The sequence below is a fragment of the Marinobacter sp. UBA2688 genome, assembly GCF_002352785.1.
Classification (GTDB): Bacteria; Pseudomonadota; Gammaproteobacteria; order Pseudomonadales; family Oleiphilaceae; genus Marinobacter; species Marinobacter salarius.
The window spans coordinates 232,070-243,056 of record NZ_DELU01000010.1; the positions used below are offsets into that span (position 1 = coordinate 232,070).

Annotated in this window: 9 protein-coding genes; 1 reads left to right on the forward strand and 8 read right to left on the reverse strand. The window is 57.7% G+C overall.

What is annotated here, in order from left to right; genetic code table 11:
- Positions 1–3,495, reverse strand: coding sequence for a chromosome segregation protein SMC (gene smc, locus B3M52_RS05780; protein WP_075196831.1), 3,495 nt, complete (start codon positions 3,493–3,495; stop codon positions 1–3).
- A 1-nt stretch (position 3,496) separates the two neighbouring features.
- Positions 3,497–4,180, reverse strand: a complete 684-nt coding sequence (locus B3M52_RS05785; protein ID WP_075196832.1) for a GntR family transcriptional regulator — start codon at positions 4,178–4,180, stop codon at positions 3,497–3,499.
- Between the two features lie 271 nt (positions 4,181–4,451).
- Between B3M52_RS05785 and B3M52_RS05790 the strand changes: the two genes are divergently transcribed.
- The gene (locus tag B3M52_RS05790; protein ID WP_075196833.1) at positions 4,452–5,381 is read left to right on the forward strand and encodes a GGDEF domain-containing protein; all 930 of its coding nucleotides are present in this window, start codon (positions 4,452–4,454) and stop codon (positions 5,379–5,381) included.
- On the opposite strand, the gene rluB is transcribed toward B3M52_RS05790, so the two are convergent.
- The 6 genes from rluB to sucC form a co-directional block, all read right to left on the reverse strand.
- Positions 5,382–6,356, reverse strand: coding sequence for a 23S rRNA pseudouridine(2605) synthase RluB (gene rluB / locus B3M52_RS05795; RefSeq protein WP_075196834.1), 975 nt, complete (start codon positions 6,354–6,356; stop codon positions 5,382–5,384). It lies immediately after the preceding gene.
- Positions 6,357–6,392: 36 nt separating this feature from the next.
- A complete protein-coding gene (gene scpB / locus B3M52_RS05800) occupies positions 6,393–7,055 on the reverse strand; it encodes an SMC-Scp complex subunit ScpB (protein ID WP_075196835.1) in 663 nt (220 codons plus the stop codon).
- Positions 7,052–7,885: a segregation and condensation protein A gene (locus tag B3M52_RS05805; RefSeq protein ID WP_075196836.1), complete on the reverse strand. Its 834-nt coding sequence runs from the start codon at positions 7,883–7,885 to the stop codon at positions 7,052–7,054. Before B3M52_RS05805 ends, scpB begins: the two co-directional genes overlap by 4 nt.
- A 29-nt stretch (positions 7,886–7,914) precedes the next feature.
- Complete coding sequence (locus tag B3M52_RS05810) at positions 7,915–9,129, reverse strand: tryptophan--tRNA ligase (protein ID WP_174447630.1); 1,215 nt, start codon at positions 9,127–9,129, stop codon at positions 7,915–7,917.
- Positions 9,130–9,308: 179 nt separating this feature from the next.
- Positions 9,309–10,181 (reverse strand): succinate--CoA ligase subunit alpha, encoded by an 873-nt coding sequence (gene sucD, locus B3M52_RS05815; protein WP_036208055.1) that lies wholly within the window; start codon positions 10,179–10,181, stop codon positions 9,309–9,311.
- The coding region (gene sucC, locus B3M52_RS05820; protein WP_286749119.1) for an ADP-forming succinate--CoA ligase subunit beta at positions 10,181–10,987 on the reverse strand (807 nt) is incomplete at its 5' end. The genes sucC and sucD, both read right to left, overlap by 1 nt.

A 10,987-nucleotide genomic window follows, 5' to 3' on the forward strand; every position in this document is an offset into this window, starting at 1 on the left:
TCATGCTTCAGCCAACGCGGCAGCCTCGTCAACATCTACCGATACCAGCCGTGAGCATCCTGGCTCATGCATCGTGACCCCCATCAGTTGGTCGGCCATTTCCATGGCGATCTTGTTGTGGGTAATGTAGATGAACTGTACCTGTTTTGACATTTCCTTGACCATGTTGGCGTACCGCCCCACGTTGGCGTCGTCCAACGGAGCATCCACCTCATCCAGCATACAGAACGGGGCCGGATTAAGCTGGAAGATGGAGAACACTAATGCAATAGCCGTCAGTGCTTTCTCCCCGCCGGAGAGCAAATGAATGGTGCTGTTTTTCTTGCCCGGCGGCCTTGCCATGATGGCAACCCCTGTTTCCAGCAGGTCCTCACCCGTAAGTTCAAGGTACGCATTGCCGCCGCCGAACACTTTCGGGAACAGCGCCTGAAGCCCCCCATTGACCTGATCGAACGTCTCCTTGAAGCGCTGCCGGGTTTCGCGATCGATCTTGCGTATGGCGTTGTCCAGGGTCTCCAGCGCTTCCATCAGATCTTCATGCTGACTGTCCAGATAGGTCTTACGCTCACTCTGAACCTGATACTCCTCGATGGCCGCAAGGTTGATGGCACCCAGACGCTGAATCCGGGACCCGATTTTCTCGAGGTCTTCGGCCCAGGCTTTCTCGCTGGCATCTTCAGGCAACGTGGACAGCACTTCCTGCAGGCGGACATCCAGTTCCTCGAGCTGCTCCAGGTGATTGCCTGCACGAATCTCCAGGGCCTGGGATTCCATTTTCAGCTTCTCGAGGCTGGCACGGACGTCCTGGATGGTATGTTCTATGCGGCTGCGACTTTGCTCCCGATCACGCACCTCCTGATCAATTTCTTCAAGCGCGTCTCGGGCAGCACCCAACTTTTCCTCTTCAGCCAAGCGCCTGTCCAGCAGGCCTTCCAGCTGCATTTTCAGATCTTCAATGGGCTCTTCGGCGTTTTCGCGGCTTTCACGGAGAATGTCGAGTCGCTCGTCCAGACGCTCTTTCTGCAATTGCATTCGATCAATGGTCTGACGCAAGCCATCGCGCTGGCTGTTCAAAGACTGAAGCTGGAGTTGTAACTGGTGGGCGTGATCGCGATCGTGCCGAGCCTCCTGGCGAAGCCGGTCAAGGTTTTCACGCAGCACGTCCCGACGCTCAAGCAGCCGCTCCTTCTCTTCATCGCTGTCTTCCGTCGATGCCAGGGCCTGCTGCCACTCCTCGCGGGTTTCCAGCAGTTGTCCCTGCTGCTCCTCGAGATTCATGGACACGTCAGCAAGATCGTCACGAATGCGTTGAAGCCTCGCATCAATCTGTTCCGCACGCGCCTTCAGACCACTGATCTTGGATGACAGGGTGGCGAGTTCCCGATCAGCATCCGCCAGCCGGCCCTGGGCATCGTCCCTGGCAGCTTCCGCCCGTTCTGACTGTTCCAGCAACCGGTCCAGATTATCGGTGGCGGCTTCCAGCGAGGCTTCCGCCTGCTCCAGCTCTGCTGTCAGTGCGGTGACTTTCTTCTGGCGTTCGATTACGCCAATCTGGGCCGCGTCGGAATCGGGCATCAACACCCAGTCAGCGGACAACCAGGCACCCTCGGGGGTAATGACACTCCTGCCCGGCGCCAAACCTTTCTGCCGTTCCAGTGCGTCCTCCATGGACTCCGCGGTATCAACAAGCGCCAGCAAGGATGCCATGCCCCCGGCACCGGATACTTTGCTTGCGAGCCCCGTTAATGGACCATTGGCGCTGGAGTCACTATTCACCAGGGCCAAACCTCGGGGAGCATCAGCCATGTTGGCATGCACTGCTCCCAGCCCCGGTACGCTCAGCCCCTGGCTGAAGCGCCCAATTACCTGCTCTACCGCAAATTCCCAGCCATCGTCGATACGAAGCTGCGTGGCCAGTCGTGGGCTGTCGCTGAGGCTGTATTCATTGAGCCAGGCCTGCAGGGTGTCGTCCTGGCTGCCCATCTGTTCGTCCAACAGCGCCTGCTGGGATTCAAGCGATGCCCTCAGACTCTGGACCTGCTGGCGCGCCTCGGTGGCAGCCTGCTCTGCGTCCCGCTGGTGGTGGCGTGCTTCCTGGAGTTCGTCCTGGACAACGTTGATGCGCTCCGAGGCTTCCTCCCTCTGAAGCTCCAGGGTTTCCTGCTGCTCCAGCAGGTCGTCCAGTTCCGCCCGATCAACCTGCCCTTCAAGCAGATCCTGTTCTTCACGAAGCCGTTGTTGACGGGTGCGCAGTTGTTCAATGGCATTTTCCTGGGAACGGATACTGGACTGGGCCAGTTCCGCCTGTCGGCGCGCATCCGCTGAACGGGAACTGAAATCCTCCCAGTTGTGCTGCCATTCGCTCATGGCATCCTCGGCACTCTGGAGCTTCTCTCCGGACTCCTCCGACTTCAGGACCAGCGCCTCCTGTTCGGGCTCCAACATATCCAGTTCTTCCTGGATGCCCGCCAGTTTCTCTTCATCCTGTTCAAGCTCCCGAGCCAGTTCGCGCTGATTGGCCATGGCCTGGTCCAGTTCCGCGGCCGTCTGGCGGCTGCGCTCTCGCTGGTGCTCAAGGCTCTGCTCAATGCGGGCAATGTCAGCACCGGCTTCGTAGTAACGCGCCTGCGCCCGATTGAAATGTTCGTTACGTTCCTGATGCCCGTCCCGCAGGGATTCAAGAGCTGTTTCCAGGCTGACACGTTCAGACAGCTGCTTCTCGAGCTCGAGCTCGGTATCCCGGATGCGAGTGCGCCAAGTCTGAAGATCGGTGTCCAGGGACTGCCAGCGCAACACCGTCAGCTCGGCCTTTTTCTGGCGCTCTTCCTGTTTGTAGGCTTTGTACTTTTCCGCCGACTGAGCCTGACGCTCAAGGTGTTGCAGCTGCCTGCCAAGTTCGTCCCGAAGATCCGTCAGGCGTTCCAGGTTCTCCTGGGTCCGGCGGATGCGGCTTTCGGTTTCCTTGCGGCGCTCCTTGTACTTGGAGATACCCGCCGCTTCCTCGATATACACCCGCAACTCTTCCGGCTTGGCCTCGATCAACCGCGAGATCATCCCCTGCTCGATGATGGCGTAGCTGCGGGGGCCCAGCCCGGTCCCGAGGAAAAGATCGGTAATGTCACGGCGCCGGCATTTGGAGCCGTTCAGAAAGTATTCCGACTGCCCCTCTCGGGAAACACGGCGGCGTACCGAAATTTCATTGAAACGTACGAACTCGCCGGGCGCCGAACCGTCGCTGTTGTCGAACACCAGTTCTATGGAGGCCTGGCCGACCGGTTTACGCGCACTGGAACCGTTGAAGATAACGTCCGACATGGACTCGCCACGCAGATATTTGGCCGAGCTTTCCCCCATCACCCAGCGCACCGCATCGATGATATTGGACTTGCCACAACCGTTAGGACCCACGACCGCTGTCATGTTGGACGGAAACGGCACCGTGGTCGGGTCAACGAAAGATTTGAAACCGGATAACTTGATGGACTTCAGGCGCATATCAGGCGCTCACCTCTTCCCTGAGAATACTCAGTACCTGTTCACGCTGATGTTCGCCAAACTCACAGATGGCGGTTTCAAGGCCGGCGGCGTCGTCATGCACCGCTGCGTCCGCAAGTTGCCGGAAAAACCGCCCGGTTTCCGCCAGTTCATCGCGGAAGTTCTCCAGTGCGACGAAATAGGTCCGGCTGATCGCAGGCCGGAAATTTTCCAGGGTTTCCTCAAGGAACGGATTTTCCACCAACCCATAGGCGTAGCGCATTACCCCGAATCCGGCATCAATGACCTGCTCGGCAGCATCTCCGCCGGAGGAGTTGAGTGCATCAATGACCGCCTGAAGCTCCCGCACCTGACCCATAACGCCAGACAGTTCACTGCCGGACCAACGCTCAAGTACCTTCCGCCCCAGCATGCACAGTAAATCAATGTAGATATCATAGAGGCTGTTGACCAGCTCCGGAGTCAAACGGGACACCACGGCACCACGGCGAGGAAAGATATCCACCAGATGACGGCGTTGGAGAATCAACAACGCCTCGCGCACGGAACCGCGACTGACATTCAGCTCACCGGCAACCTTGAGTTCCTGGATCCGCTCGCCCGGCCTCAGGTCGCCGGTCACGATGCGCTGCCCCAGGTGCTGGGCTATCTGTTCGGAAAGACTTTCGGGGGCCTGAAACCTCATAAAGTTGGTCGCTCACTCGCTACTGGCAGCAAAGAATAAGCGCAGAAGTTTACCACAGGCACCCGTGAGCCCAATCCCCTTGTCGGACATTTTAACGATCCGGTCATGCCGGCAAACCTGTGCCGGAAATTTGACGTGCTTGCCACCAAGTCTGTTTTAACCATTGAATAATTCAGAACAATATCGCTATATATAACTGTTATTTCGCGTTAATTTATTACTGGCCCCAAATATGCTTGATGAGAGAAAATAATCTAACAGGCAGCTTTGAGTGAAACAGATTCCGTCAATCAACAAGTCTGGACCACAACCACAGAAGCTCGCAGCCCTGCGACAGGCGCACCGCGACTGGAATGAATCCCCGGATGTGCTGACAAGACTGACCCGACGACTGTCCACGACACTCAGCCTGGAAACACAACTGGCAATTCTGGCTGAAGAGATCGCCAGCGTAGTTCCTTACGACTGCCTGACTTATCGGCATACCATCGGTTCAAGGGATTTTGTCTATGTGACTGGCAAAGGCGGCCCCCACAGCTGTGATTATCGGCTCAATCTCGAAGGCGGTTTCTATGGCACGCTCTCTCTCAGCCGTCGACAAAAATTCACGGAACAGGAGCTCGAAGGCATAGAGCTGATGCTTGCGGCCACCATCTGCCCCATTCGCAATGCCTGCCAGTTTATTGCCATCGAACAGGCGTCACTGACGGATTGCCTGACCGGTGTTCCCAACAAGCGTGCTATGGACGAGGCGCTGTCCCGTGCCAGTTGTCTTGGCGACAGGCATGGAGAGCAGTATTCGCTGATCCTGTGCGATCTGGACCATTTCAAGCAGGTGAATGACCAGTACGGCCATGTCGTGGGTGATCACATGCTGAAACTGGCGGCCGCCGAACTCGAGAAGGCTGTCAGAAACTCCGACAGTGTGTACCGCTTTGGTGGGGAAGAGTTCGCCATCCTGCTGGCCCATACCGACGAGGCGAACGCCCGCGAGGTTGGCGACCGTATTCGCGACTTCATCAGTACCATTGTCGTGGACTGCGGGGATACCGATGTCACAGTAACCGCCAGCTGCGGTGTGGCCATGAGACTGGCAGACGAGACCGCCGACCAGTGGCTCGCCCGCGCCGACGAAGCGTTGTATCGGGCGAAAGCCCATGGCCGCAATTGCACACGGGTTTTCGCCGCTATCAGCAACTGATCAGCGTTTTCCAGACTTTGCCGGTGGCTTGCCTGATGACTTCCGGCCCGTCGACGGGCCAGTACTATCAACCTGCCATCGCGCGCCGCCTGATTTACGCGGACCTGCCCCGGCCTGCTTACGACGCTTACGATCAAGGGTCTTTTGCTCAGACGGCGTCTTGGCCGGAATGCCCACAGGCTTCAAATCGACGGCTTTGCTCAGCGAATCCACGGCTTTCTGATCCAGCTCTTCCCACTTACCAACCGTCAGGCGGCTTGGCAGGAAAATCGGCCCGTAGCGCACACGTTTCAAGCGGCTGACCCTCACCCCCTGGGATTCCCAAAGCCGGCGCACTTCACGGTTACGGCCTTCCAGAAGCGTCACATGGAACCATTGGTTGATCCCCTTTCCCCCGGCCTCGCTGATGTCCGAAAACTTCGCCATACCGTCGTCGAGCAGCACGCCCTCAGACAATCTTTTGATCATCGCCTCATCCACTTCACCAAATACCCGGACCGCGTATTCGCGGTCAATCTGGCGTGACGGATGCATCAGCCGGTTGGCGAGTTCCCCATCGGTGGTGAACAGCACCAGGCCGGTGGTATTGATGTCCAGCCGCCCAATGGCAATCCAGCGATGGTCACGGAGCCGGGGAAGGCTGTCGAATACCGTCGGTCGTCCTTCCGGGTCTCGGCGTGTGGTGACCTCGCCTTCCGGTTTGTTGTAGATGAGTACACGCCTGACCACCTCGGCCCCGGCCGCAATGTCGAGGCGCTTGCCATCCAACTCAATGCGATCATCAACCGTGACTTTCTGCCCCGGCTCAACCGGATTCCCATTGATGCTCAGGCGACCGGCTTCGATCCAGGACTCAACTTCCCGACGCGATCCCACACCGGCTCGTGCCAGTAGCTTCTGTATGCGCTCCGGGCCGGAAACGGTGGTTTCATCCGGCTGCCGCTGTTCGGGTTTTCTGGGGCGATTGGCCGCCATGGATCTATCCTTAAAGAGTGACTGACGCCGGTGGCATCAGTGAAGTGTTTGTCCTGGCGCGTTATCGGGATTGGCGTCATCCCCATCGTCACCAGCATTCCGGGCCGGAGATTCAAATTCGATCTCGGCCTGCATGTTCTTTTCGATTTCCCGACCGATCTCTTCCAGATCCCGGATTTCTGACAAGGGCGGCATCTGGTCCAGACCTTCCAGATTGAAATAGTCCAGAAACTGACGGGTGGTGGCATACATAGCAGGCCTACCCGGCACGTCGCGGTGCCCGACTACCCTCACCCACTCCCGCTCAAGCAGCGTACGGACAATGTTGCTGCTGACGGTGACGCCCCGAATATCCTCAATCTCACCGCGGGTTATGGGCTGGCGATAGGCAACCAGCGCCAACGTCTCCAGCAGTGCTCGGGAGTACCTCTGGGGCTTTTCTTCGAATAAACGCCCCACCCACGGAGCAAACTCTTCCCGCACCTGAAGACGGTAACCACTGGCGGTTTTCTTCAGCTCGAATCCCCGCCCCTGGCAAGACTGCTCCAGCAAGACCAGTACATGCTCCATTATCTGACGGGCCGGGCGCTCACCTTCTTCGAAAAGATCCCGTAACTGGTCGACCGATAAGGGTTTTCCCGCTGCCAGCAATGCAGCTTCGGTTATGGCCTGTATTTTCCGGAGATTGTCCTCGTTCATACCGCTCTCGCCCTGACATGGATCGGCCCCAGCACCTCGGCCTGGACCACTTCGATCAATTGCTCCTTGACCAGTTCCAGGGTCGCCAGAAAACTCACCACGACCCCCAATCGCCCTTCCTCTGGAGTGAACAGACTTTCGAATGTCACGAACTGGTCATCCCGCAGGACCGACAATATTGCCGACATACGTTCACGGGTGGATAAACGCTCCCTCTCCACGTGGTGGCTGGTAAACAGGTCTGCACGCTTAAGCACGCCCTGCAGCGCAAACAGTATTTCCCGCAGATCCACGTCCGGATGGGGCTGACTGGAAGGCATCCGGGGCAACGCTGCAGAGGCAACGAAATTGTCCCGTTCAAGCCGTGGCAAGTCGTCAATATCTTCCGCGGCCTGCTTGAAGCGCTCATACTGCTGGAGCCTGCGTATCAGCTCCGCTCGCGGATCGATGTCCTCTTCGTCCTCGGATTCCTGTCGCGGCAGCAGCATCCTGGATTTTATCTCCGCCAGGGTCGCTGCCATAACCAGATACTCTGCGGCCAGCTCGAACCGCATGGCTTCAACGGCGCCGATGTAATCCATGTACTGCTTGGTAATCTCACTGACATCGATGTCGAGGATATCCATGTTCTGACGTCGGATCAGATACAGCAACAGATCCAATGGCCCCTCAAAGGCCTCAAGGAAGACCGCCAGGGCATCGGGAGGTATATACAGGTCACGAGGCAGATCAACCACCGGCTTACCGGAGACACGGGCAAGTGGCGCCTGCTCAACGGGCACCTCAGCCCCCTCATCCGCCGTCGTATTGCCTGTGGTGTCCTCGGTCATGGTCTCTCCGGAATTGTCAGCGTCGGGGCTCAGCGGTAGTTCAGGCCCATGGCTGTCCGAACTTCCTCAAGGGTATCCCTCGCGGCATCCCTGGCATGCTCGCAGCCTTCTTCAATAATGGCGTGAACCAGGTCCGGATTGCCTTCATATTCACGAGCACGTTCATGCAGGGGCCGCTGCTCTTCAATAATCGAGTCAATCAGCGGCTTCTTGCATTCCAGGCAACCAATGCCCGCCGAGCGGCAGCCGGTTTGCACCCATTCCTGGGTATCCGCATCGGAATAAACCTGATGAAGCCCCCAAACCGGACACTTCTCCGGTTCGCCCGGATCGGTACGCCGTACCCGCTGGGGGTCGGTCTGCATGGTGCGGATTTTCTGGGCGACGCTGTCAGGCTCTTCGCGCAAACCGATATAGTTGTTGTAGGACTTGGACATTTTCTGGCCGTCCAGTCCTGGCATCTTCGATTCCGGAGTCAGCAGGGGCTGGGGCTCCGGAAGGATCACCTTACCGCCACCTTCGATATAACCGTACAGCCGCTCACGATCGCCCAGGGAGATGTTCTGCTGCTCCTTGAGCAATGCCCGCGCCGTTTCCAGGGCTTCCATATCGCCCTCTTCCTGGTAACGCTTCTTCAGGGTGCGGTAAAGCTTTGCGTTTTTCTTGCCCATCTTGACGATGGCGCCCTCCGCCTGCTCTTCAAATCCCGGCTCACGGCCGTAGATGTGATTGAAGCGGCGAGCGACTTCGCGCGTAATTTCCACGTGGGACACCTGGTCTGCACCCACGGGTACCCGACCGGCCCGATACATCAGAATGTCCGCGCTCTGCAGCAGCGGATAGCCGAGAAAGCCGTAGGTAGCCAGGTCTTTCTCGCGGAGTTTTTCCTGCTGATCCTTGTACGTGGGTACACGCTCAAGCCAGCCCAATGGGGTAATCATCGACAGCAAAAGATGAAGCTCCGCGTGTTCCGGCACCTTGGACTGGATGAACATCGTTGAGGACCCGGGATTGACGCCTGCCGCGAGCCAGTCGATCACCATATCCCAGACGCTATCCTCAATGCCGCTGGGATCATCATAGTTGGTGGTTAACGCGTGCCAGTCGGCAACGAAGAAGAAGCATTCGAATTCATGCTGGAGTTTCACCCAGTTCTTCAGAACACCGTGATAATGGCCGAGGTGCAACTTGCCGGTGGGACGCATGCCGGACAAAATCCGTTGCTGGGAATCGACAGAACTCAAAGCATGAACTCCTTTTATTTATAGGGAACAGCCATCATATTGCAGGCTGACCGGGCATTATAGTCTTATGTGTGGCCCGCGTTAAGAAGGCATTGAAAAACCTGCGCTGACGCCAGAAAACAAAAAGCCCCCGGCAGTCCGCAAAACAGACCCGGGGGCTTTCATTCACCGGCGGTAGTTTACCAGCCAGTCACTTCCTTCAGCGCCTTGCCGATTTCAGCCAGGCTGCGCACAGTTTTGACACCGGCGTCGTTCAGGGCCGCGAATTTCTCATCCGCCGTACCCTTACCACCGGAGATAATCGCACCGGCGTGGCCCATACGCTTACCAGGAGGCGCCGTCACACCCGCGATGTAAGACACCACCGGCTTGCTGACGTTGTCCTTGATGAACGCAGCCGCTTCTTCCTCAGCGGTTCCGCCGATCTCGCCGATCATCACGATGGCTTCTGTCTGCGGATCGTCCTGCAGCAACTGCAGGATGTCGATGAAGTTGGAACCCGGAATCGGGTCACCACCGATGCCAACGCAGGTAGACTGGCCGTAACCGAAGTCGGTGGTTTGCTTGACCGCTTCGTACGTCAGGGTGCCAGAGCGGGACACGATGCCCACTTTGCCCGGCTTGTGGATGTGGCCCGGCATGATACCGATTTTGCTCTCACCTGGCGTGATCACACCCGGGCAGTTCGGCCCGATCATGCGAACACCCTTGCGATCGACGTACTCTTTTGCGTAGAGCATGTCGATGGTCGGGATGCCTTCGGTGATGCAGACGATCAGCTGGATGCCAGCGTCAGCGGCTTCAACGATGGCGTCTTTACAGAACGGCGCCGGAACGTAGATAACCGTGGCTTCGGCGCCCGTCTTCTCGACCGCTTCACGCACGGTGTTGAACACCGGCAGGCCCAGGTGTTCGGTGCCGCCCTTACCGGGGCTTACGCCACCAACCATTTTGGTGCCATATTCGATGGCCTGCTCAGAGTGGAACGTACCCTGTGCGCCGGTAAAGCCCTGGCAGATAACCTTGGTGTCTTTGTTGATCAGGATGCTCATTATTTACCCCCCGCGGCTTTAACGACTTGCTCTGCCGCATTCGACAGACTGGTGGCGGCAATGATGTTCAGGCCACTGTCAGCGAGTACTTTAGTGCCCTTCTCGGCGTTGTTGCCTTCCAGACGCACAACCACAGGAACCTTGACACCAACATCTTTTACGGCGCCGATGATGCCTTCGGCAATCATGTCACAGCGAACAATGCCGCCGAAGATATTGACCAGTACCGCTTTCACGTTGTCGTCAGACAGGATGATCTTGAACGCTTCGGAAACACGTTCCTTGGTGGCACCGCCGCCAACGTCCAGGAAGTTCGCAGGCTGGCCGCCGGACAGCTTGATGATATCCATGGTACCCATGGCCAATCCAGCGCCGTTAACCATGCAGCCGATGTTGCCATCCAGCGCCACGTAGTTGAGCTCCCACTTGGCAGCTTCCGCTTCCCGGGAATCTTCCTGGGAGGGATCGTGCATCTCGTGGATCTTCTTCTGACGGTACAGCGCGTTACCATCAACGCCAATCTTGGCGTCCAGGCAGTGCAGGTCACCGGCTGGAGTGATAACCAGCGGGTTAATCTCAACCAGCGCCAGATCGCACTCCTCGAACAGTTTCGCCAGGCCCAGGAAAATCTTGGTGAACTGACCAATCTGCTTGCCTTCCAGGCCTAGCTTGAACGCCAGTTCGCGCCCCTGGAATGGCTGTGCTCCGACCAGTGGGTCAACTTCGGCCTTCAGGATCTTTTCCGGGGTTTCTTCGGCAACCTTTTCGATTTCAACACCACCTTCGGTGGAAGCCATGAACACGAT

Coding starts and splice junctions, on each gene's coding strand:
- smc (WP_075196831.1), bottom strand. CDS start 3,495: ATGCGCCTGAAGTCCATCAAGTTATCCGGTTTCAAATCTTTCGTTGAC.
- B3M52_RS05785 (WP_075196832.1), bottom strand. CDS start 4,180: ATGAGGTTTCAGGCCCCCGAAAGTCTTTCCGAACAGATAGCCCAGCAC.
- rluB (WP_075196834.1), bottom strand. CDS start 6,356: ATGGCGGCCAATCGCCCCAGAAAACCCGAACAGCGGCAGCCGGATGAA.
- scpB (WP_075196835.1), bottom strand. CDS start 7,055: ATGAACGAGGACAATCTCCGGAAAATACAGGCCATAACCGAAGCTGCA.
- B3M52_RS05805 (WP_075196836.1), bottom strand. CDS start 7,885: ATGACCGAGGACACCACAGGCAATACGACGGCGGATGAGGGGGCTGAG.
- sucD (WP_036208055.1), bottom strand. CDS start 10,181: ATGAGCATCCTGATCAACAAAGACACCAAGGTTATCTGCCAGGGCTTT.